The sequence below is a fragment of the Bacillus sp. L381 genome (assembly GCF_030284525.1).
Lineage (GTDB): Bacteria > Bacillota > Bacilli > Bacillales > Bacillaceae > Bacillus > Bacillus amyloliquefaciens.
Genome location: NZ_CP127224.1, coordinates 2042939 through 2062887 on the forward strand (window position 1 = coordinate 2042939; position 19949 = coordinate 2062887).

Here is a 19949-nt window from a genome sequence, read left to right on the forward strand (position 1 = left end):
ACCACCTTTAGAAAGAGAATGAAGCTGACTTGATATATGCGTTTAAATCAACCTCATTATTGTTTTGAGAAGCCCGTACATACGCATTCACAAGCGCGGCGGCCGGATCAATCCGTTGGGTTGATTTTGATTTATCCAGCATGATGTTCTCTTGAGCATCCACTTTTGTTACAGCATTCCCCATTGCCCAAGTTAGAAGATCATTTTTCGGGTGTATGATTTTTTTAGACTTGACCTTTGCTCTGAAGTCTTTTGTCGGCTCTGAGAGAGTAGCCACTCCTTGGCGGATTTCAACCATTACATATCCGTCTGCCTCCATTTGCTGAGCGAACTGAGTAGCGTTATATGGATCGTATCCAATTTCCTTGATGCGCCAGCCATGTTCCTTCTCCATTTTCTTAATATACGCTCTGATATAATCGTAATCGACGACAGCTCCATCTGTTGTTGTTAACCAGTTCTTTTTCTCCCATACATCATAAGGGACCTTATCCGTGTTCATCCGCTCATGGAATGTATCCTCTGGCATAAAACCGTGACTATCAACAGCAAAACTACCGTCATCTAACGGAAAGATGAAAGATGCTGCGGTTAAGTCAATCGTTTTTGACAAGTCAATGCCAACATAGCATTCTCGGTTCTTCAGCTCCGGAAATTCATCCGAACCGCAATCCGCCCAAGCTTGCATATCCATGTAACCATTCTCGCGCATATTAACCCAAATGTTCATATTCTTTGTCATGAAATTCCTCATCTTCTCCGGCACAGCAAGCGCTACTTCCAATTCTCCACGCAAGTAATTTAGCCCGTGTTCGTTGGCTGCCACAATAGGGTTTGCTTTTATCCAATTGCGCTCATCTTTAATGTCATCGTCTTTATCTAATTCATTAATCATTACAAAATACTTTTCATTTTGCTCAACTTTATTGGGATCCAGTATACGTGAAACGTAATCGTATTCCACACGATAGGCGGGATTATTTAGTTCAAACCCTGCTGTCGTAATAATCATCATTAACGGTTGAGCACGAGCAGCCATACCAGAAGCGAGTACATCGTAAATCTCTGAGGTTTTATGGGCGTGATATTCATCGATGATCCCGCATTGCGGGTTGAACCCGTCCCCTGTTTTTCCGGCATCTTTAGAGAGCGCCTCGATTTTCGATTGTGTTTTGGGGTGCTCAATCTTACCGTAAGCAATTCGGTATTTCTTCTCTGGCTTATTCAAAAGGTCACTTTGCATAATCTGTGCTTTAATTTCATTCCAACAGATTTTCGCCTGTTCCGTTTTTGTTGCACCTATGTAAACCTCGGACATGTATTCGTCGTTAGCCATTGCCTCATAGGATCCAACACATGCTAGGCTTTGTGTTTTTGTGTTTTTACGGCCAACCTGCCAATACACTTTTTTAAATCGTCGATAGCCGTTATCCTTATGCACCCACCCGTACACATTGCCGAAAATAAATATTTGAATAGGCTCCGGCACAATATTTTCACCTTGCAACGGCCCTTTCGTATGCTTGAATTGTGTCATCCAGTAAAGAAAGCGACGCGCTTTCTCATCATCAAAGACGTACGGAAACTCTCTGGTACCTTCCCGGCTGATATCATTTAAAAAACGCTGACAAGCCCATACGTGTTTTTCACATGCGACAATCTCACCCGATATAACGTCGCGTGAGTAATCAATAAGAAATTGTTTTATTGTCTTCATACATTACCAAACTCCTTTTCTGCAGCCGTCTTTTCTCGCTCCTCCTGTGTTCGGGTAATCGCGAGTTTTGCTCGGGCAGATGGCGTAAGGCCGAAATCATTCGCAGCTGATTTCATTTGATCATAGTAATTCTTTTGCCGCTTCAATAACGGATGCTCTTCACCAATCAACTGAATAGGATTTCCATCCTCATCCTGTCCCTCGGTATGCACCATAATCCCATCTTTTTCAATGATTTCTGAAATGGAAATATACTGAGAGTATGCATTACAATAGGCGGCCAACATGCTGATATCTGCTTCAGTGATAATCTCCACCTCAGATAACAAAGCAGCAACCCTTTTAAATTCTTTTTTCGCAACTTTATTTAACCAAGGCGGCGCTTTAATATTGTCGGAGCGCATTTTTATCTTTTTTTCGTGCTCAGCACGGGCAGCCAGCTCATCCGTATTCTTTTTGTTAGGATTGCCTTGAATTAATTGAAGTGTTGCAGATTTAGCAGGTCTCGGCATGTTTTCACCTCATTTCGTTTCAAAAAAGTAAGTTTTTTGCTTGTTTTTTTCATCAATCGTGATACGATGGAATCAATCATAAAACCAGTCGTATCAAGCCCTCTCGGCAAATTCGCCAAGGGGGCTTTTTGCTGTTTTCGGAACTTTGAAAAGCGGTGTTTGTTTACAGAAGGGGGATCGCCGTTCTCCGTTCGTTTCCCTTCCAGAGATTTGTTAGGGGGGGGAGGGTCACTTGCCCTTTCTGCCGTGAGTCTTGTTATGACAGGCATTACACAAGCTTTCAAGGTTCGTTATGTCCAATCGTTTCGACCAATCTTGCTTTACTTCCACTATATGATGCACCATGTCAGCCGGAGTGAAGCAGTGTGCTTTCAAACAATGCTGACAGAGATAATTGTCTCGTATCAAAGCAAGTTGTCTTGTTCGTTTCCATTCAGTTGATTTATAAAAACTTGTTATTGTTTTGTTTCTTGAATGTTTGTTGTAATGTTTTGTTTCTTCTTGTTGTTGTGTCTTGTGTGTATCACAGTACCTATCCCGAGTAAGGGCACGGCAACCACGGGCGGCACATTCCTTTAGGGGCTTGGGCGGCATGAACTTACATCCTTGTTCCTTTGTTTCGGTGTGAATGCCAAAAAGAATTGAAGTTCATATACATTGATTCCATCAATATCCCTTCATTCTGTCCCGCCATAATTATGCCCTTACATGTCTTCGTCTCTTTTTCTATGCTCTCTCCATACTGTGTTATGAATCCCATGCTGCAACCTCCTTACATTCCCTCTAAACCGACACCGTACTCAAGCCGTTAGCCGCCAATTGTCTCCTTGAGATTTACCGGAATCAGTTTACAGGGAATATAAAAAAGCACCCCGAAGGATGCTTAAGTTTATTGATTTCTTATTCAATAAATTGCTCAACTGCATTAAAGAGAGGCATTGCAATATTTAACAATCCAAACTCTCCCACATTTTTATATACGACACAGTTACCGTCACGCGTTAATAAGACCTTGGTAGGCTCATCTTCTAAATCTCCTAAAGGCAGGTCTATTCGAAGAGCCGAGATTTCTCCACCACTCGTTTCATAACGATCCCAATCATCACTCTCAGTAACAGCTCCACCGCCTAGGTATGCCACCTCAACATTTCTAACCGCCATGCCTCTAAACCAGCCACCCTTTATATTGCCTTCCTCTGAATCCTCTAGGTAGCTTTTAAAGTCTAACAAGTTTAGTTTTATGTTTTCAGCAATAAGTTGATTATCATGTTTCCTAAATCTTCTTAGTCTCCTTAATGCTTGTGATGAAACTTCTCTTCTGGTACCTGAAGTATATAAGTACCTTTCTTCTTTAACAAAACAAGGAAACTCTTCAGATGAGGCAGTAGCTATAATATCATGGATAGAACCATCCTCAAGAATGCCCTTCCCTTGGAAAACTCCCCCAACCTCATGAGTGATTTTTAATTTTTTTAAATTACCATCATATTCACTTTGTCCAATGTGTTCAACCTTCGTTTTAAATGATACAGCACTAATACCTGTGTTTACTTCTTCTGACTCCACAGGATAACTTTCCGGTGTCGTTTGTAATTTGTGCATTTTGATAGACTGTGCCAAGATTGCAACCCTCCATTTTTGGTTAAGACAATCTTAATATCGCACTTTTTACCAAATTCTTTAGTTCATCTCTCCTTTTTGTTACAAAATTTATACTTTTTTGTGTGACAAATTCATTATAGCGTGTATTATTGTTTCTAATTTCAAAGGCCGTGATTTCATCAGGATCGTATTCGTTAATAAAAATCTTTTTCATGTAATCTTTACCTGCTTTTTCTGGCTCTATCGTAAATGTGTACTTTTCATACGATGGTTCATATTTTTTACAGAGTTGATAATAAAACTCTAACAGTATACCTTCAATAGCTTTATTGCTGTCCTTATAACGCAAGGAGGCAATTGTCTTTATTTTTAGTGCTATTACTTCATCACCGTCATCATCAATACCAGCTAAGTCTGTTAGAGAAAATTCCATGTCGACGACATAGTCCTTAATGGTTAATATCATATTTCTATGCTTACTATAAGATATACGCACATCTTTTTTATTATGGTTTTCTTTGTTATTTTTAAGTGATAATAGCAGGATTTTTAAGATTTTCTCTTCTTCTGCTTCTAATGTAGAATTGATGTTATCACGTTTTATTGTAAAGTCTGCTTGTGCTTCCCACTTAAACATAGAGAAACCAATAAAGTATTTGATCTTGCGCAGAAATTTTTTAACTGCCTTTGAATTGGTTAATATAGTAGTTAAAAGAGCTATAATAAGACCAATCCCAGCAGGAGTTATAATAAAACGCCATTTATTAATTGAGAATTGGAAGATCATTGCGATTATATATAATACGGTCAAATAGATCCATTTGTTGTTTGCGAACCATTTTTTCAAGTCCATATTACTCACCTCACAGAGAGTCAAAAAAATTTTCTGAGCAATATCATTTTAATCTAAAACAGGTGTTAATAAAACAATGGATGTTGTAATTTTATAATTGTTAGGAAGCAAGGTAAAGTCTATAATAAGTTTTCTTCATAAATAGGTGGCAACTGTAAGACGAAAAACATCATTTTATTATAGATGGAATTAACGTTTCTTTTTATAAGCCGCAATATCTTTTCTTAAGAAAAGACGATCTCTATTCGTTGTTTTGATTGGCTTCAGCGTTCCATGATCAACTAGCTGTTTAAGGTTTTGTCGACTGCATCCGATGATTTCGACCGCTTCTGAGGTGGTTATGACTTCTTTATCAAGGAACTCTCTCAATTCTTCGACATCACTAAATACAAACTTATCCATCCTTTGAATTCCTCCATTTCATAACTACGTTTATAATTGTCAGCGTAAGCCAGATAACTGCCAGCACTATTGATATTATGTCCAGTACAGTAAGGTTGTTATAATCCATTCGAGCGAATTGTAAGCAGAATAAGACGAAAAATAACAGTGTTGTTGAGTCTAATATTTTTTTCATTATCCCCGAGCATGGAATTTTTCAATGGTTTTGTTTAATGTTATATTATTAGAAGGGGAAGTTATTCCCCTCGTGTGTTAATTGCGACGTTTCTTCTTGCCGGGAGAACGTCGTTTTTTGTTTTTTTCACCCTTTAGGTCTTTGATGTTCTTGATCAGTGTCGTAATCCCAACGAGAATTCCGACTAACCAAGCTGTATCCCTAAGGATGAATTCAACGATTTCCATGCTCGTTAACACCTCCTTTCGATACTTTAATTATAACACTTATATTTACCACCGTCAATATAAATATATGAAAAATATTGATTTTTTTCCAATAAATATTTTTCATTACATAAAAAAAGCACCCTATTTTTCGGATGCTCATTTCCGTCTATTCTTTTGAAAATCCAAAATATCCTCTTTCAGAAAAAGCCTGTCCCGAGGCATTTCTTTCATTGGCTCCAATTCGCCGGTCTTTACTAACTGGTTCAGATACTGACGGGTGAACCCCAATATCTCAAGCGCTTCACTTGTATTGAGTATCTCTTCATTCAAGAATTTCTTGATTGCATCACGCTCTTTAGGCTTGTACATTTTTGAATCATCCTTTTTTCTCGCGATATTTCAAGTAAAGGGAAAATGCTTTCTCAATGATCGAAACAATAAATAAAATGATTAGACTGATGTCGAGAGCTGTTTTCAATGGCCCTGCTGCCACATCCTGACGGAAAAACAGCATATACGCCAGGGCGAGAAGAACAACAATATCGGTAGTAGACTGTACACTTTTCATTTTTTGAAAGTGGCTGGCTTTCAAGTGTTTTCTTTATTCGCTGGATTTGTTATACTTGGAGCAAGGGAGAAGCACTACCTTCTCCCTCGGCTCAAAATCATCTGCGCTTTCTTGGTCGACGGCGTTTTTTGATTTTGGGCTTTTTGATTTAAGCTTTTCTCTTATGATGAGGACTTTTTCAACAACTGTGAGAGTTGTGAGGATAATCCCCAGTACTAATGCGATTTCAGCCACTTTCTTTCCCTCCTTTCTATACTTTAATTATACCTCACTACTTTACTTACGTCAAGTTATTTCATGGATTTTTTTCATTATTTCTCCAATATAAAAGAGCCTATTCATGCTAAACAGAATAGGCTGTGATCTGCTCTATTTTTCATTTTCAAACGGGAACGTTCAATGTTCTTCTGCACAGTTCCTTTTTTAATCCCCAATAACTGCGCTATCTCTTCGAAAGACATGTTTTGCACAGCATGCATAATGAATATGTCTTTTTCTCTTTCTGTGAGCACGGAAGGGCGTCAGCGATTCTTTCCTTATCCCAATCGCTTACCTCCCCTTCAGCTTCCTGAACGATTGCATATTCTTCCGGCAGCGCATCAATTAAACGCGGATCAGCAAGAATCGTTCTTTGATAAGCGTCTCTTCTATCAACACCACGGCGGGCGCCGGGCTGTCTTCCACTCTGCAGCCATTCGAGAGTGAATTCAATATCACTGATCATGCTACTGATAATCTTTTTATCGTTGATCTGTTCAGCCGTCAGATTGACTTCAGCTGTATCTTTGTAGAACCGATACATTTTTCTTGTTTCTCTTAAAGCTCGTTTGTATTCAATGATTAAATCCTGCATTCTGATTCCTCCCATTATTTGCGCTTAAATGCGCCGTCCTTGCCTCGTTTAAGTCTTTGCATGTCTGCCCCATCATTTGCCGCCAAAAGCGATCCGATCGCTCCTGCGTGTTTTTATTGGGCTTTTTCTTTCCTGCTTTATGTCATTCCTCCGTTCAAATAAAAAACGGACACCGAACGAACAGCGCTAATGCTGTAAGTTCAGTGTCCGCAGGCTTTCCGTCTTGGACTTATTTAGTTTCTATCAAATCTTTCACTTTAATTTCCTTGTCAAGGATAAAATCTCTTGAAACAATTCTGATGGACTTGGATTTTTTAGCTACAGGGTTATCCCCTAATAAAACTTCTTCTTTATTTATTGGATACAATATAAACCACTTACTGCTCTCTTTACTATCCTTTTCACTATCTGGATCGGATACATAAACTCCTTTTTTAATTTCCCATTGTAAATATTTTGAGAACGAGCTAAATATTTTCGGAATAGCCAGAGAAAAAATAAATGAAATGATAAATATAGACAAAATATCCCCAATACTAATAACACTACTTTTAAAGGAATACACAATCAAACCATTCACATAAAAATATGCAATTAAAAAGCATATAAAGAAAATAAAGAATAGCGCCATTTTCCATTTGTATGAAATTTTTTCATTTAGAGCTGTAACAACTTTTATCCCAGAATTATCATTTAACAAGGCGAAAAATACGAAGATAAGTTGACCTAAAATTAATGAAACTCCTGCAATAGTAGAGCTGACAAACATATTATTCCCTATAAAGTCATAAAAGTTAGAAGAGAATACAAATAATAAAAAAAGACATGAAAAGCATATTGACTTTACCAAATAAAAAAAGAGCTCTAACATAAAACGTTTTTCTTTAGTTAATAACGCCTTTTCCACATGATGAGAAGTAATAAAAGTCAATGGTCCCCCCTTAATAATTCCCCCTGTAAAGATCGCTATACCTAAGACAATTCCACTCGGTACATTCAGGAAACTAGCAATAACCTTCCAAAAACTCTGTCAATTAAATCCTCCTTTTTTCTTTAGTAATATGTTTACATATTCTATATCGGAAGATCCCAGCATTTGCTTAATTTAATCTGAAATTGAGTTATACCTCTATGTTAAGTCATTAAACAGGTTCAACGTTTGTTTGTTTTATCGGGCATATGTTCACTTACACAGAGTTCTGGAGGTTGACCCTAACCAAGCTGGTTTGTTAACCCACTAATCTATCCCATGCGGAGATAACGAAGAACACAATCACAACTGCAGTCCATATCAACCAAGCATTCATTTTATCCCGTTTTGCAATAATTGTTTCATCACCAATCATCTTTAAATCATCTGAACGCGCTACAAGGACCGGTATATATTGTTTGGGAACTTTCAAATATTCTGCTGCCTGTTCGACGGTCATCGCTTCATCTTTCGTTGCTTTGACGACACGTTGTAATTTGACTTGTAATGGCATCAATTCAAAAACCCCTTTGCTGAATAATTACATTCGTTTTATTTCACCTTGAATCCTATTTCGTGATCGACTCGTGCAAAGCTGCCTTTTGAGGTTTGGATGATGGTCTTTCCGTGCTCTGGGACATCCAATACATACGCTGTTCCTTCAGTACCATCTAAAACGATGATACGGATTTTCCCAGGCTCCATACTTTGCTGAATACTTCCTTCATGATTTTTAATTTCTTGGGGGTTGTACACCTAGACTCCTCCTGTGCTATGATAGAAGTACCAATTCGAATCATAAGCACTGAGGCATAAGCTTCGGTGTTTTTTTATGCCCTTAGTAGGGGTTCTCCCAGCCGCTCATTGTGAACGCTGGAGACGGCTTTAGTTCCTCTCGGTATATGATTGGATGTTTTTCGACATATGCTGCTAGTTCTTCCGGCGTCATCTTCCATTCCTTCACCGGTCCTGACACATAAGGATTATTGTTGTTTTCTTGCATGTTGTTGACCTCCTGATTATTTGATTTAGGATCCATAGAAAAAGCGTGTCATGACACAATCTCCGTTATAATGACTTCCACCCGCGGCTCTTCGCTGTAAAACTTGCTGACTTTCAAATCGACTACCTGACTATCATCCTTGTATATCAAATGGTTTAAAGCGTCTTTGACACCTTTTACATAGTTATCGACGTCCGGCTTTGTTACAGGGCGTAAAAGTCCTTTTTCAGCGTTCTCCTTTTTCCTCTTGGATCCGGATACAGCTTTCGGCATCGGTCTGAATACTCTGACTTCCATTGCGACAGGACCAGTAATAACCTGCTTCGGTCGATGCTGAGACGCAACCAGTGCCACGTACTGCTTAAAATTTTTTGACTTTACAGGATCGTACATTCTAACCTTTCCGTTTTGAATGGATCCCCGCGGCCGTCCTTGTGCGATCGGCTCTCCGTAAACAATAAACTGAATAGAACTCAACAGCTTTTTACCTCCCGTCAATCTGTTCCCAATGCTCGATCTGCTTTTCCTTGTAAGGTGCAGTCAGTAATATGACTGGCAGCGCCGCAACTGCTTTAAGCACTCCTCACAGCTCCATTTGCCTTATTTTCTCCTCCAGGATCCTAATCGCTGGTGTGAGGTCCTGTCCGCCTGTCTGTTCAGCCGGGCCGAACATATAAATCCCTCCGGATCCTTGAACGTTCGTTTTTAAGCTCATTCCCATTCTCCTAACCTATGATTTAATTGCATTCGGTCTCCCTTGATGATTACCGTATAATTACGGCACATCTGATGTATCCGAGATCCGAGCGCTTCGTCTATATCTAATAATGCTGCTGTATCCAATTCTGAGGAAATCAGCAGTGGCTTGTGGTTCAGGTAGCGATAATTAACGACCGACTGGATCTGCTCAACCTGCCAATCTGTCGCCCGCGGTTCTCCCTTTACTGGCTTAAATAAATCGTCTATGAATAGAACATCAGCCTTTCTCATTGCATCAAGCTTGGACTCCAGTTGATCAAAGTTGTCTCTTAAATTTCCCATACCTTCAACGTAAGGGAAATACATGCAGTAAATAGACTTTTTCTTAATAAGGTTGTTCATGATTGCCGTTAATAGGTGCGTTTTTCCGCTGCCAGGTTGCCCAAGCAGGGCGATGCTGTTCGAACGTTCTCCTTTTATCTTTTGAAAATCCTTAAAGTATTCCATAGCGCACTCATACGCGTCCTTGATCATGTCCGGCTTGCCATCTGTAATGAAATTACCGAATAAAAGCATTTCAAATTCCTCCGTAATGCCGCTGGCCTTCATAAGCCGGGCGATCTTTTTCCGTTTTACACACTTACATTGCTTGGAGTACGTGGTTTTCCACTCCCGGGCCTTATCAGGTAAGCACACTTTTCCTGCAAGGTAATCCTCTTCCCTTACCATTTGATCAGGTTTAAGACTCTCCATTGTTTTCTGTTCTTTTCTCAGCTGACGTTCGGTATCTTGGTGAACCCGATAAACGATGATGCCTTTGTCCTTGCAGTCAGGGCAATCATATTCAGCCTTTTTTTCTGAGACGGCCTGTTCCGCTGAAAATTGCGCTGACCTGTCCCGTAGTTTTTTGAGAATGCCCGCCATTGCCATGTCCGTACTTTGTGTTTTGTGAGCTATCATGCTGTTTTTTCTCCTTTCTCTTCTGTGTAAACGGATTTGATAGAATTGCTTCAATGTAATTTAAACCAACCTTGCTGCCCTTGTTCCTGAAAGCCTGTTTCATAGCCTCCATGACCTTCTCCTCGCCGTAATCTTCAACCATATAGCCAATTCGCTGAGCTTCAATTGGTCCGATAGTACGAGCGACTTTGTTCTCGAATAGTTCAAAGGCATTTTTCATTTTTTCATCGACTTCCTTTCTTTCTAGCGGCTCTGGTGACGGGTCTTTCTTTTTGTTGTAATTTCCTAGCTGTATGTACTCCGCATAATTCAAGACTGTGACGATAAACCCGCGTTTTTGCGGCAGCCGGTCCAGTTTTAAATACTCCTGCTTGACCATTCTGTCTAACGAGTATTTGATCTGATCGGATGACCAATTAAAGCGCTTTGCTAGATCCACAAGCTTGATGATTGTCTGACCAAGTTCTAAATCTTTATCTGCTCGATACTCTGCCCGTTTGAATAAATGATCGTATATTGTCTCATCGCGTGAATCTTTAAATGGCAGGCGGGGTAAAATGACATACCCTAAACCTTGATTATCCATATCGCTCACCTACTTCCTTTTACACACTGCTATTAGAACCTTAAAATCAATATCTGTTAATTCTAAAGATGGTTCATTGGTCTTCAGATAGTCCGTTACATACCGTGTATATAAGCCCTTCCTCATATCACGTCTTACTGTCTTAACCAGCCAGTAATAACAATGAGGAATCGGAACCTTAATTAAATCCTTTTCCATCAGCTGATCAGCTCCGAGAAATGAATGATGCTGTTTAATTGATTTGTTGCACGGCAATATTTGCATCTCTCACACCGCTCCGGTTTTTCACCGCCGTATTTTACTTGCAGAATACGATCCATATGCTGTTCCATCTCTTCAAGCTCTACTTCCATTCGGCCCTTATCTATATTGATGACTGCCTTATCCGGGGGGGCCTCTTTAGACACTCCTACGATAAGAGGCTCAAGCCACTCGTTACGCCCAGTCATACGCTTTTCCATTTCTGCGTAGAGCGCCATCTGTCCGATGTATCCGTATGCTTCGACAAACGAGCAATAGCCTATTTCCGGATTCCACACCTTTTCTCGAAGTGAACGGGTTGTTTTCAGATCTGCAAAACGGCTGCCGGCCGGGTTGTATACGTCCAGCTTGCCTTTCCACGGAACACCGAAGAGTTCGGCCGTTACGATAACTTCCTTTGCTCCTTGCAGAACGAACATACAGAGTTCGTCATGTTGAATTGCCTCAATCATTAGATCAGCCAATTGATACTGCTTGAACAGCTGGCCCTTTTGTGTAAAAAGTGATGGAGTGTTCTTTTTAAATTCATCAAAAGCCTGTTTCCCTTCAAGCCAGGCATGAACATATTGACCGAAGAGGAGAGCCTCTGAACCCGGCGGCACCCATTCACCGTTAATCTTGGCCATTGTTGCCGCCTCGCATTGCAGAAAGCTCTTATATTGTGAATTTGACATATAATATCTATCAATCTCGTTAGAATAGTAATTCTCCTTGTTTAGCGCCGGAATCGCCCTCATTAGCAGGATCACCAGCCTTTTTCTTTTTTTCATCTGCCTTCTCAGCTTGCTCTTTTTGCTTTTTAAATTCTTCTTCGGCCTTTGACCTAGTCGCGCCTGTGGCCTTGATATTGAAGTAATCCTCTTTTTTTGCCATGCCGTCACGCAGAGAAGTATAGATGCGCCCGATCTTCAAAAAGTCTTGTTCTGTGAAGGCATCAACATCACTGCCGATGTATTCCTGAATCATTTCTTTAGTAACACCAAACTCTTTTTTGAATAGAGATAAAGCGTTTCTGAGACGATCCTCCAAAGGTTCTTTATGACCGCTGATCAAAGTTTGCTGACACATGTCCACCGCAGCATCTACGATATCGCCTGGAATTACTCCAAGTATGCAGGCACGCAACCGGCGCGCGCCTTGATTGGCAACCATTTCATAAATATCCCTTGGATCATCAAGCTTTGTAATAGCTCCCCGCGCTTTCCGTTCATGCTTAACCGTGAAAATCTTGGTTTGACGGGTATTCGTTTCAAGGTCCCAAGCATAAGCCATTACAGACGATTCTCCTGCCTTCTGTTCCAATTCCATAATCCCGTAATCAATGTTCCCCCAGTTCTGCGCCAACGCTTCAGCGAGACGTATAGACGGACCGGATACTTTTGAGCCGCCACGTGGATATTCGTACACCGCATTCTCGGCCAACAGTCTCCGTTCACATGCTTTCTTAATCCGATCGAACGCCGCGTATACATCCCTCGGGAATTTCTTAGCGATGACCATAGCAGCCTGTACCTCTTGAGCTTGACGACTGACCATAGCTTCAGTAGTCACGCTGGTTACCTGTTGAGGTGCCGGCATATAATCTGAGTAATCTACCTGAGACAATCCATTCATTTTGCTGCCACCTCTCTTAAATAAGCTTCTGTGCCGCGCCTCTGCCATTCTCGGTATGCGTCCATTGACGGAAAACTGAATACAGGACAGCCATACTTGTCAAATGTAATTGAACCGCCAACCTGACTTAAACGTTCCTGGTCGTCCGCCCGGTCGCTGAATGACACTGTAATTGATTTTGCCATTTATAAAACCTCCATTGTTTTCTATGAGGCGTTTTGATATAATTAGATTCCAATCAATAATCAAAACGCCTTACGAAGTCCACTTTGCCGAGTGGGCTTTTTTATTGCGCTGTTTGAAATTCAAAACCAAGCTGCTCCTTTAAGTACCGTTCAAGATTATCCCTCAAAATTACCTCGCTGCTGTCGATTACATAATCATCTGATGGCATTATGGTGTCCCCAAAAAAATCCTTTTTCATTTCAGGTTCTGACGTTTTGTCGTGCCAGTTGTTCAAGACCATTGGATTTTCAATGTTCATTGCGAGCACCTGCTTATTACAGTTAAATTAATACCGCGCTGCTGCATTTTCATAGCTACATCGTACAAACGGCCTTTGTTTGCTAACCGGTTAATATCCTCCGTCAAAACTTTTATGCTTCCGGCTAAGCTAATAGCTTCCTCGTAATCACCGTCACGTAATGCCTCGCATAGCATAATTGCCAACTCTTCAGCTGAATCCACTTTCCGTTTAGCTGCTTCTAAATCTGATGTAAGAAATTGATTGGTGTTCATATCGTAATTGCCTGCCTCTCCTCATGTTTTGCCATTGCTACTTGATCAACTAGCGCTTTTCTTGTCCATCTATCCGCTAGTTCTTGTATCTTTAAACCGTGTCCGCGGGCTAGTGAATAGATGAGTGTCTTGTTTGCCGGGATAAGATCGAAAATCTGTTTAATATCACTCATTGGCAGTTCCCCTGCCCTCCTACCCGGCCTATCACGTGCCAGCCAACGGGCTAGGTGTTTTGTTGCTTCTAAGGCCTCTTCCAACTGATGGACCATATTGATTACCGCAGCACTTGCACTTTCATTTAATGCAGGATCAATGGGCGCAGCCGCTGTTGGGTGCAGATGGAAAAGATAATGCACGAGATCAATATGTTCATAGGCTTCACATGCTTCAAACCACTTGATGCATAGTTCAGGAGTGAGTTTACTAAAGCCATTTTCCACATCAGAAACATATCGTTGATCCTTTCCCCCAATTAAATTACCGATTTGATACTGTGCAAGGCCCGCCGATTTTCGGACACCACGCATAATCTGCGGTAAATTTCGCAAATTGTATGGGTTGTTCTCCATATGTTTGCCTCCTGATATATTCAGTTTTTCACTGGTAAAATTTAAGTAATGAAGGAATAAGGTTGTCCAATTTGATTTCCACAGTTTTATAGAAATTGTTTCAAGCAGTTTCTGACGAAATAAACTTGTTCACAAAATAAATCTGACCTTTTCCTGTTACCTTTGGTGTTCGTGTGGTTCTAATTGAACCGTCAGGGTTATTCATTGTTCTCTTCTTAATTTCAAAGAGACCCATATCCATACTTCGCTGTGTCGGTAGATTGAAAGACTCGCCTGTCTTACGAATCAGATAACCATTATCACGGAGCCATTGAAATAACTTGTTAGGCCCAATCTTAACGCCATTCTGTTGAATGATTTTCGCTAGCTCGCCAACAAGCACAGACGATTCAGACGCTTCCACAGCTTCGGCGAAAAGAGCTTTTGGCTTCATAGATTCAATTTGCTTATTTTGCTCTTTTAGTGTGTGAAGGGTTGTTTTGAAAAGTAATTTAGTATGTTCGTCTACATGCGACAAATATGTCTGAATGAACTGTTCATCATTTGCGACATATCCCCCAGTTTTTCTGATTGTAGGGATGACTTCAATTGCTAACCAATCTTGGAATTGCTCAGCAATTTGATTAGATGCTTTGAAAGCTAGCTTGTACACCAGTGATTCAGGGATGAAATCGCCTTTCCCAACCTCTTGGGAAAGATACTTGTTTAAATACCTGTTGATCGTTTCCCACCTGATGTACTCTTTGTTATTTTTGGTTTGTGTGAAGCCAAGTGATTTTGCTACCTGTTCAACATTGAAGAGAATTTGATCATCCTCAATTTTGGCTTCAACTTGGAAGATTCCATTTCTGAATGTTTGTACTTGATTCATGCGGTTGCCCCCTTACGGAAATACTGAGTGTTTTCTTCCACCCAACGGGTATTTCTTTCAATCCATTTAAAAAGCAGCTGAGTTGGAATTTTCTTGCCGAACTCATCATTTACCGGGAAATCAGGTCGCGACATGAGTTCAGACATTTTTGTTTGACCGCATCTGAGTACTTTCATCGCTTCTTCTCTGGTTAAGATGTGAGGAAGCTCATTCAACGCCCCTAGCCGCTCGACCAACATATCTGTTGCTCTTTCAGCAATTTTTGCTGCAATTTGATCAATGAAGTTATCGTCGTATTGCATGGTAAACATATTTGGTACCTCCTATGCTGTGTTTGATTTTTGTTTCGAAACGACGACATTTTCTTCAAAAAAAAGCGTCCAATCGACATCAAAGTTGTTAGCAATTCTCTTTGCTAGTTTTACTGAAGGATTTCTCTTTCCTAATTCAATGTTCGCGTAAGCACCTCTAGAGATACCAATTTCCTCAGCTGTTTCCTGTTGGCTTTTGTCTCCACGGATGTCTATCAACCATTTCCTCAATAGATTCACCCCCTATTTGCGTCGAAACGAATCATTTGTTTTTATGATATCGTCCATTAGAAACAATGTCAATAACTTTTTCGTCGTTTTGACACAAAACTTTATTTGTTTCATTTCGACACGTTATAATGTTTATTGAATGAGGTGAAATTATGTTTAAAGACCGGTTAATTCAACTCCGTAAAGGCAAGAAGTTAACACAAGAACAAATGGCTGAAAAGGTTGGCGTTCACAGGGGCACATATGCTAATTATGAAAGAGGCCATAGACAGCCAGACTATGAAACATTAGTTAAAATAGCTGATTTCTTTGAAGTCTCTACAGATTACTTGTTAAGAGGTCAAGAGTACTACCAAGATAAAGCTAAAGAACTCCGTAAGCAGAATGATGTTCGTTTTGATAATGTCGAAGGACAGGAACTGATGACGGAGGATGAAAAAGATAAATATCTTGCAGATGCTCTAAGGCGACTTGATGGAATTGAAAAAATGATTGCAGAGAATTTCAAAAACAAAAAAGAGGAAAAGTAATTATTCTTTATTGTTTATTAAGTTATTTCTGTTTACTAATAAGATCGGAACTTGAACCGGAATACAAATGAACCCGATCCGAAAGGATAATTTCACCATGTTCCTAATCCCTTATGGTTCAAGAGGTTTCAATCTTATTCTCATCTGAAACTGATCCGGACTTGAACGGAATCTCATCAGTAAAAATCGAGTCGTTGAGAAAAGTCCTGTTTTTTAAAATTTTGATTAGCCCTTTTAGGGCTTTTCTTTAAACAAAACACCAGAACATAAGTTCTTTTTCAGAATGCATCAACTCTCCTCCCCCTACTTATTAATTTCATTTGTATTTAAAACAACTCCTATACTTAGTCTAAGAGGTGAAAGAATGTATACCAAAGAATTAATCAAGGGTAAAAAATGGTTAGCAGTTGGAGAAGGCCCTCGTGACCCAGTCACCGGCAAACGAAAGCAAATTCCGCGGCGGGGCAAAACAAAAAAAGAAGCCGAGCAAAGAGTCCGTGATGCAATTGCAGCTTTAAATGAAGATGGCATCGATGAATCAAGAGTGAAAAAGATAACTTTTGATCAAGTCGCAGCCGAATGGTTGGAAGAGTATATGTTAACAGGGAAGAAAAAGAACACTGTCCGAATCAGACGAGAAGAGATAAAAATATTAAATGCCTACATTGCCAAATCCATCATCAATAAAATAACCTTGAGACAGTATCAAAAAATACTTAACAAACTAGCAGAACAAGGGTATTCACGAAGCACTATGAATGGAGTACATACGACAGCAGGCATGATATTTAAGTATGCTGTTAAAGTAAAGTTTCTCAAGAGCAATCCTATTGCAGACGCTATAGTGCCTAAAAAAAGAATAACCGTTGAAGAAATTGAAAATAACAACATAGCTGAAAAATACCTCGAAAAATCGGAGATCGAGGAATTTCTTTTAGCAGTTAAAAATCACGGTCTACACATGGATCTGGAACGATTTTATTTACTTGCTTTTTCAGGTATGCGATCCGGGGAGTTATGTGCCCTCAAATGGTCTGACATCAATTTCGAAACAAAAGAACTCCGGATAACTAAAACAATTTATTCAGAAAGTAATAACATGAGAGAGTATGAATTAACTCCACCCAAAACACCTGGATCAATTCGAACAATTGCTATAGACGATCAAATTATAGCCATGCTGAAAGCTTATAAAACGAAAGTGAAAAAGATGCATTTGCAATCACAAACAAAATTATCTGAGTACCATAATGAAAACTTTATTTTCGCAAGAGCAAACGGGTACCCTTACCTGCCAAAAAGCATCATATATCGGATGGAAAGAATTCTAAAAAAAACATCCATAAAAAAACATGCGACTCCTCACATATTCAGACACTCACATATCAGTATGTTAGCTGAAGCAGGTGTCGATATTGCGACTGTGATGAAAAGAGTCGGCCACGATGATGTGAAAACAACAATGAAAATCTATACCCACGTTACAAATAAAATGAAAGAGGATGCCTCGCAAAAAGTTCAGCAAACTTTCGGAAGCATCCTCGATCTCGGGATTTCATAAAGAAATGTTATTAAAATGTTATTTTTTTAAGAAAAACGGGTGACTAACCCTCTTGAACCCTTGTCACATCAAGGGTTTTTTTCGTTTTAGGAATCATATTATAAACAATATTCAAAAGAACGGCGGTAAAGCTTCCGGCGACGATTCCGTTTGTGGTCAGAAGATTTAAGTAAGACGGCAGATGCTTAAACATATCGGGAACGACGGTTACACCGAGTCCCAATCCGACCGAACACGCGACGATCAGAAGGTTTTCCTGCTTTTTAAAGTTAATTTGGCTGAGCATTTTAATGCCGTAAGAAATGACCATGCCAAACATGGCTACCATCGCACCGCCCAGCACCGAAGATGGGATGATGGTCGTGAAGGCTGCGATTTTCGGAAAAAGGCCGAAGAGCATTAAGAGTACACCCGTGACTCCGATGACCGCGTTTTTCTTAATTCCTGTCAGCTGCACGAGCCCGACGTTTTGGGAATAGGCCGTGTACGGAAACGCATTGAAAATGCCGCTGATGAATACCGCCAGTCCCTCCGCGCGATAGCCTTTTGCTAAATCACGTTCAGACAGGCGCCGATTTGTCAGATCACCGAGAGCGAAATAGACGCCTGTGGATTCAACAAGACTGACAATGGCAACGATGGACATCGTAATAATCGGTGCCGCATGAAATGTCGGCGTCCCGAAGTAAAACGGTTTAATCATCTGAATGGCATCAGCGTTCGCCACATTGTCAAATTGCACTTTTCCCATAAAATAAGCGATAGCCGTCCCGATGACAATACCGATTAAAATCGAAATGGATTTCAAGAATCCTTTTGTAAACCGGTAAAGCAGCACAATGATGACGAGCACCGTAAATCCGAGGGCAAGGTTAGCCGGATCACCGAAATCCTTGCTGCCTTCCCCGCCGGCAATGTGATTCATCGCAACCGGCATCAAGGTCATTCCGATAATTGTTACAACAGATCCAGTTACGACAGGCGGAAAAAAGGCGACGAGCTTGCCGAAGTAAAAAGACAGCAGAATGACAAGCAGACCCGATGCCAAAATGCTTCCGTAAATGGCCGAAATCCCGTATTCCTTACCGATGGAAATGATCGGCGCCACCGCTGTGAACGTACAGCCGAGCACAACGGGCAAGCCGATGCCGAAAAATTTGTTTCTCCACACTTGAAGCAGCGTAGCCGCCCCGCACATAAAAATGTCAATTGAAACGAGATAAGTCAGCTGTTCTGCGTTCAGCCCCAGTGCCGCTCCTACAATTAATGGAACGACAACGGCGCCGGCATACATGGCAAGCACATGCTGAATACCGAGGGAAAGTGTTTTGGCATAGCCGTTTTTCATGAACGGACCTCCTGTACAAATGTCACTTTTCCGTCTTCAAGCGATTGAATTCTCGCCAGTGATTCGACCCGGCATCCTTTTTTCACCAGCTCATCTCTTCCCGGCTGAAATGATTTTTCGATAACAATCCCGATTCCGCTAACAGCTGCACCAGCTTGTTTCACGATGGACAAAAGCCCTTCTGCCGCCTGTCCGTTCGCTAAAAAGTCGTCAATGATTAACACGCGGTCTTCTTTAGATAAGTGACTGCCGGAGACAGCAATCTGACTTTCTGTTTTTTTCGTAAAAGAATAGACGGACGCCGTCAACAGGTCATCCGTTAACGTGAGAGACTTCCTTTTTCTCGCAAAGATGACAGGAACACCGAGCTCAAGACCTGCCATCACCGCAGGGGCAATGCCCGAAGATTCAATCGTGACGATTTTTGTGATATCGTCTTTTTCGAAACGGCGCGCAAATTCTTGGCCGATCTGCTGCATGAGAACCGGATCAATTTGATGATTTAAAAAAGAATCAACTTTCAGCACTTGGTCAGAAAGAACGATTCCCTCTTCTTCTATTTTTCGTTTTAATGCTTCCACAATGATTACCCCCGCTTATATAAAATAAAAAAAGCATTGCCCGCTCTCAAAAAAGAGCAAGCAATGCCGAATAATCTACACGTAACGGCCGAAAAACCGTCCCATTGCTCACTCATAGTCGGTCATTTTCGGTGACCGGTAGAAACTTGCGTGCCATATCCACGCGATTATATGAGTGTTCGTATGATATTAATCAAATTATATCAAGATACAGTCCTTTTGCAT

General features: G+C 40.6%; 31 protein-coding genes, 2 pseudogenes and 1 riboswitch. Of the genes and pseudogenes, 2 read left to right on the top strand and 31 right to left on the bottom strand.

Features of this window, described 5'->3' with window-relative positions; all coding sequences use genetic code 11:
• Nucleotides 1-7: 7 nt before the first annotated feature.
• From QRX25_RS10040 to QRX25_RS10175, 29 genes and pseudogenes are all read right to left on the bottom strand, one after another.
• Nucleotides 8-1717, bottom strand: a complete 1710-nt coding sequence (locus QRX25_RS10040) for a terminase large subunit (protein WP_212098007.1) — start codon at nucleotides 1715-1717, stop codon at nucleotides 8-10.
• The gene (locus QRX25_RS10045; RefSeq protein WP_046341352.1) at nucleotides 1714-2229 is read right to left on the bottom strand and encodes a phage terminase small subunit P27 family; all 516 of its coding nucleotides are present in this window, start codon (nucleotides 2227-2229) and stop codon (nucleotides 1714-1716) included. Before QRX25_RS10045 ends, QRX25_RS10040 begins: the two co-directional genes overlap by 4 nt.
• Before the next feature lie 228 nt (nucleotides 2230-2457).
• The gene (locus QRX25_RS10050; RefSeq protein ID WP_212098009.1) at nucleotides 2458-2823 is read right to left on the bottom strand and encodes an HNH endonuclease; all 366 of its coding nucleotides are present in this window, start codon (nucleotides 2821-2823) and stop codon (nucleotides 2458-2460) included.
• Nucleotides 2824-3129: 306 nt separating this feature from the next.
• A complete protein-coding gene (locus QRX25_RS10055; protein ID WP_032863621.1) occupies nucleotides 3130-3849 on the bottom strand; it encodes a hypothetical protein in 720 nt (239 codons plus the stop codon).
• Between the two features lie 22 nt (nucleotides 3850-3871).
• A complete protein-coding gene (locus QRX25_RS10060; protein WP_032863619.1) occupies nucleotides 3872-4684 on the bottom strand; it encodes a hypothetical protein in 813 nt (270 codons plus the stop codon).
• Nucleotides 4685-4873: 189 nt separating this feature from the next.
• Nucleotides 4874-5086, bottom strand: coding sequence for a helix-turn-helix domain-containing protein (locus QRX25_RS10065; protein WP_032863616.1), 213 nt, complete (start codon nucleotides 5084-5086; stop codon nucleotides 4874-4876).
• 252 nt (nucleotides 5087-5338) lie between these two features.
• The gene (locus QRX25_RS10070; RefSeq protein ID WP_169800257.1) at nucleotides 5339-5488 is read right to left on the bottom strand and encodes a hypothetical protein; all 150 of its coding nucleotides are present in this window, start codon (nucleotides 5486-5488) and stop codon (nucleotides 5339-5341) included.
• Between the two features lie 138 nt (nucleotides 5489-5626).
• Nucleotides 5627-5839, bottom strand: coding sequence for a helix-turn-helix domain-containing protein (locus QRX25_RS10075; protein WP_072177182.1), 213 nt, complete (start codon nucleotides 5837-5839; stop codon nucleotides 5627-5629).
• 7 nt (nucleotides 5840-5846) lie between these two features.
• On the bottom strand, nucleotides 5847-6038 hold the full coding sequence (locus tag QRX25_RS10080) for a hypothetical protein (RefSeq protein ID WP_094296131.1): 192 nt from the start codon (nucleotides 6036-6038) through the stop codon (nucleotides 5847-5849).
• 33 nt (nucleotides 6039-6071) lie between these two features.
• Entirely contained in the window at nucleotides 6072-6272 is a 201-nt protein-coding gene (locus tag QRX25_RS10085) for a hypothetical protein (protein WP_289707638.1), read from the bottom strand.
• A gap of 104 nt (nucleotides 6273-6376) precedes the next feature.
• Nucleotides 6377-6891 (bottom strand): annotated as a pseudogene (locus QRX25_RS10090) (sigma-70 family RNA polymerase sigma factor).
• A gap of 14 nt (nucleotides 6892-6905) precedes the next feature.
• Nucleotides 6906-7030: pseudogene (locus QRX25_RS19840) on the bottom strand (hypothetical protein); the annotation flags it as partial.
• Between the two features lie 90 nt (nucleotides 7031-7120).
• On the bottom strand, nucleotides 7121-7822 hold the full coding sequence (locus tag QRX25_RS10095; protein WP_289707639.1) for a hypothetical protein: 702 nt from the start codon (nucleotides 7820-7822) through the stop codon (nucleotides 7121-7123).
• Nucleotides 7823-8120: 298 nt separating this feature from the next.
• Nucleotides 8121-8378 carry a hypothetical protein gene (locus tag QRX25_RS10100; protein ID WP_212098017.1) on the bottom strand — a complete coding sequence of 86 codons (258 nt, stop codon included), beginning with the start codon at nucleotides 8376-8378 and terminating at the stop codon, nucleotides 8121-8123.
• A 35-nt stretch (nucleotides 8379-8413) separates the two neighbouring features.
• Nucleotides 8414-8617, bottom strand: a complete 204-nt coding sequence (locus QRX25_RS10105) for an XtrA/YqaO family protein (protein WP_212098020.1) — start codon at nucleotides 8615-8617, stop codon at nucleotides 8414-8416.
• An 82-nt stretch (nucleotides 8618-8699) separates the two neighbouring features.
• Nucleotides 8700-8864 (bottom strand): hypothetical protein, encoded by a 165-nt coding sequence (locus QRX25_RS10110; RefSeq protein WP_212098023.1) that lies wholly within the window; start codon nucleotides 8862-8864, stop codon nucleotides 8700-8702.
• 48 nt (nucleotides 8865-8912) lie between these two features.
• On the bottom strand, nucleotides 8913-9341 hold the full coding sequence (locus QRX25_RS10115; protein WP_047935875.1) for a RusA family crossover junction endodeoxyribonuclease: 429 nt from the start codon (nucleotides 9339-9341) through the stop codon (nucleotides 8913-8915).
• Between the two features lie 106 nt (nucleotides 9342-9447).
• The gene (locus QRX25_RS10120; RefSeq protein ID WP_289707640.1) at nucleotides 9448-9579 is read right to left on the bottom strand and encodes a hypothetical protein; all 132 of its coding nucleotides are present in this window, start codon (nucleotides 9577-9579) and stop codon (nucleotides 9448-9450) included.
• The gene (locus QRX25_RS10125) at nucleotides 9576-10523 is read right to left on the bottom strand and encodes an ATP-binding protein (RefSeq protein ID WP_212098026.1); all 948 of its coding nucleotides are present in this window, start codon (nucleotides 10521-10523) and stop codon (nucleotides 9576-9578) included. Before QRX25_RS10125 ends, QRX25_RS10120 begins: the two co-directional genes overlap by 4 nt.
• On the bottom strand, nucleotides 10408-11109 hold the full coding sequence (locus QRX25_RS10130; RefSeq protein WP_212098028.1) for a DnaD domain protein: 702 nt from the start codon (nucleotides 11107-11109) through the stop codon (nucleotides 10408-10410). The genes QRX25_RS10125 and QRX25_RS10130 overlap by 116 nt, the downstream gene beginning before the upstream one ends.
• Before the next feature lie 197 nt (nucleotides 11110-11306).
• Complete coding sequence (locus QRX25_RS10135) at nucleotides 11307-12140, bottom strand: PD-(D/E)XK nuclease-like domain-containing protein (protein WP_373925695.1); 834 nt, start codon at nucleotides 12138-12140, stop codon at nucleotides 11307-11309.
• Nucleotides 12064-12984 carry a hypothetical protein gene (locus tag QRX25_RS10140; protein ID WP_212098032.1) on the bottom strand — a complete coding sequence of 307 codons (921 nt, stop codon included), beginning with the start codon at nucleotides 12982-12984 and terminating at the stop codon, nucleotides 12064-12066. Before QRX25_RS10140 ends, QRX25_RS10135 begins: the two co-directional genes overlap by 77 nt.
• Complete coding sequence (locus QRX25_RS10145) at nucleotides 12981-13169, bottom strand: YjzJ family protein (protein ID WP_099744998.1); 189 nt, start codon at nucleotides 13167-13169, stop codon at nucleotides 12981-12983. Before QRX25_RS10145 ends, QRX25_RS10140 begins: the two co-directional genes overlap by 4 nt.
• A gap of 101 nt (nucleotides 13170-13270) precedes the next feature.
• Nucleotides 13271-13468, bottom strand: a complete 198-nt coding sequence (locus tag QRX25_RS10150; RefSeq protein ID WP_052586181.1) for a YqaI family protein — start codon at nucleotides 13466-13468, stop codon at nucleotides 13271-13273.
• Nucleotides 13465-13722 carry a YqaH family protein gene (locus QRX25_RS10155; protein WP_212098034.1) on the bottom strand — a complete coding sequence of 86 codons (258 nt, stop codon included), beginning with the start codon at nucleotides 13720-13722 and terminating at the stop codon, nucleotides 13465-13467. Before QRX25_RS10155 ends, QRX25_RS10150 begins: the two co-directional genes overlap by 4 nt.
• The gene (locus tag QRX25_RS10160; protein WP_212098036.1) at nucleotides 13719-14291 is read right to left on the bottom strand and encodes a helix-turn-helix domain-containing protein; all 573 of its coding nucleotides are present in this window, start codon (nucleotides 14289-14291) and stop codon (nucleotides 13719-13721) included. Before QRX25_RS10160 ends, QRX25_RS10155 begins: the two co-directional genes overlap by 4 nt.
• Before the next feature lie 100 nt (nucleotides 14292-14391).
• A complete protein-coding gene (locus QRX25_RS10165) occupies nucleotides 14392-15162 on the bottom strand; it encodes a phage antirepressor KilAC domain-containing protein (RefSeq protein ID WP_212098038.1) in 771 nt (256 codons plus the stop codon).
• Nucleotides 15159-15473, bottom strand: coding sequence for a hypothetical protein (locus QRX25_RS10170; RefSeq protein WP_047935883.1), 315 nt, complete (start codon nucleotides 15471-15473; stop codon nucleotides 15159-15161). The genes QRX25_RS10165 and QRX25_RS10170 overlap by 4 nt, the downstream gene beginning before the upstream one ends.
• 12 nt (nucleotides 15474-15485) lie before the next feature.
• Nucleotides 15486-15704: a helix-turn-helix transcriptional regulator gene (locus QRX25_RS10175; RefSeq protein WP_025852635.1), complete on the bottom strand. Its 219-nt coding sequence runs from the start codon at nucleotides 15702-15704 to the stop codon at nucleotides 15486-15488.
• Between the two features lie 152 nt (nucleotides 15705-15856).
• On the opposite strand from QRX25_RS10175, the gene QRX25_RS10180 reads away from it, so the two are divergent.
• Both QRX25_RS10180 and QRX25_RS10185 read left to right on the top strand, forming a co-directional pair.
• Entirely contained in the window at nucleotides 15857-16234 is a 378-nt protein-coding gene (locus tag QRX25_RS10180) for a helix-turn-helix domain-containing protein (RefSeq protein ID WP_014418220.1), read from the top strand.
• Nucleotides 16235-16598: 364 nt separating this feature from the next.
• Complete coding sequence (locus tag QRX25_RS10185; protein ID WP_025852637.1) at nucleotides 16599-17795, top strand: site-specific integrase; 1197 nt, start codon at nucleotides 16599-16601, stop codon at nucleotides 17793-17795.
• A gap of 43 nt (nucleotides 17796-17838) precedes the next feature.
• On the opposite strand, the gene pbuX is transcribed toward QRX25_RS10185, so the two are convergent.
• Together pbuX and xpt are read right to left on the bottom strand one after the other, a co-directional pair.
• Nucleotides 17839-19143 carry a xanthine permease PbuX gene (gene pbuX / locus QRX25_RS10190; protein WP_212098040.1) on the bottom strand — a complete coding sequence of 435 codons (1305 nt, stop codon included), beginning with the start codon at nucleotides 19141-19143 and terminating at the stop codon, nucleotides 17839-17841.
• Complete coding sequence (gene xpt, locus QRX25_RS10195; protein WP_065981733.1) at nucleotides 19140-19724, bottom strand: xanthine phosphoribosyltransferase; 585 nt, start codon at nucleotides 19722-19724, stop codon at nucleotides 19140-19142. Before xpt ends, pbuX begins: the two co-directional genes overlap by 4 nt.
• Before the next feature lie 95 nt (nucleotides 19725-19819).
• A riboswitch (purine riboswitch) is annotated at nucleotides 19820-19919 on the bottom strand.
• Between the last annotated feature and the right edge of the window lie 30 nt (nucleotides 19920-19949).

Bases quoted from the DNA above. Each gene is read 5' to 3' on its own strand.
- QRX25_RS10040 (WP_212098007.1), bottom strand. From the start codon at position 1,717: ATGAAGACAATAAAACAATTTCTTATTGATTACTCACGCGACGTTATA.
- QRX25_RS10045 (WP_046341352.1), bottom strand. From the start codon at position 2,229: ATGCCGAGACCTGCTAAATCTGCAACACTTCAATTAATTCAAGGCAAT.
- QRX25_RS10050 (WP_212098009.1), bottom strand. From the start codon at position 2,823: ATGCCGCCCAAGCCCCTAAAGGAATGTGCCGCCCGTGGTTGCCGTGCC.
- QRX25_RS10060 (WP_032863619.1), bottom strand. From the start codon at position 4,684: ATGGACTTGAAAAAATGGTTCGCAAACAACAAATGGATCTATTTGACC.
- QRX25_RS10065 (WP_032863616.1), bottom strand. From the start codon at position 5,086: ATGGATAAGTTTGTATTTAGTGATGTCGAAGAATTGAGAGAGTTCCTT.
- QRX25_RS10070 (WP_169800257.1), bottom strand. From the start codon at position 5,488: ATGGAAATCGTTGAATTCATCCTTAGGGATACAGCTTGGTTAGTCGGA.
- QRX25_RS10075 (WP_072177182.1), bottom strand. From the start codon at position 5,839: ATGTACAAGCCTAAAGAGCGTGATGCAATCAAGAAATTCTTGAATGAA.
- QRX25_RS10080 (WP_094296131.1), bottom strand. From the start codon at position 6,038: ATGAAAAGTGTACAGTCTACTACCGATATTGTTGTTCTTCTCGCCCTG.
- QRX25_RS10110 (WP_212098023.1), bottom strand. From the start codon at position 8,864: ATGCAAGAAAACAACAATAATCCTTATGTGTCAGGACCGGTGAAGGAA.
- QRX25_RS10120 (WP_289707640.1), bottom strand. From the start codon at position 9,579: ATGAGCTTAAAAACGAACGTTCAAGGATCCGGAGGGATTTATATGTTC.
- QRX25_RS10125 (WP_212098026.1), bottom strand. From the start codon at position 10,523: ATGATAGCTCACAAAACACAAAGTACGGACATGGCAATGGCGGGCATT.
- QRX25_RS10130 (WP_212098028.1), bottom strand. From the start codon at position 11,109: ATGGATAATCAAGGTTTAGGGTATGTCATTTTACCCCGCCTGCCATTT.
- QRX25_RS10135 (WP_373925695.1), bottom strand. From the start codon at position 12,140: ATGAAAAAAAGAAAAAGGCTGGTGATCCTGCTAATGAGGGCGATTCCG.
- QRX25_RS10140 (WP_212098032.1), bottom strand. From the start codon at position 12,984: ATGAATGGATTGTCTCAGGTAGATTACTCAGATTATATGCCGGCACCT.
- QRX25_RS10145 (WP_099744998.1), bottom strand. From the start codon at position 13,169: ATGGCAAAATCAATTACAGTGTCATTCAGCGACCGGGCGGACGACCAG.
- QRX25_RS10150 (WP_052586181.1), bottom strand. From the start codon at position 13,468: ATGAACATTGAAAATCCAATGGTCTTGAACAACTGGCACGACAAAACG.
- QRX25_RS10155 (WP_212098034.1), bottom strand. From the start codon at position 13,722: ATGAACACCAATCAATTTCTTACATCAGATTTAGAAGCAGCTAAACGG.
- QRX25_RS10160 (WP_212098036.1), bottom strand. From the start codon at position 14,291: ATGGAGAACAACCCATACAATTTGCGAAATTTACCGCAGATTATGCGT.
- QRX25_RS10165 (WP_212098038.1), bottom strand. From the start codon at position 15,162: ATGAATCAAGTACAAACATTCAGAAATGGAATCTTCCAAGTTGAAGCC.
- QRX25_RS10170 (WP_047935883.1), bottom strand. From the start codon at position 15,473: ATGTTTACCATGCAATACGACGATAACTTCATTGATCAAATTGCAGCA.
- QRX25_RS10180 (WP_014418220.1), top strand. From the start codon at position 15,857: ATGTTTAAAGACCGGTTAATTCAACTCCGTAAAGGCAAGAAGTTAACA.
- QRX25_RS10185 (WP_025852637.1), top strand. From the start codon at position 16,599: ATGTATACCAAAGAATTAATCAAGGGTAAAAAATGGTTAGCAGTTGGA.
- pbuX (WP_212098040.1), bottom strand. From the start codon at position 19,143: ATGAAAAACGGCTATGCCAAAACACTTTCCCTCGGTATTCAGCATGTG.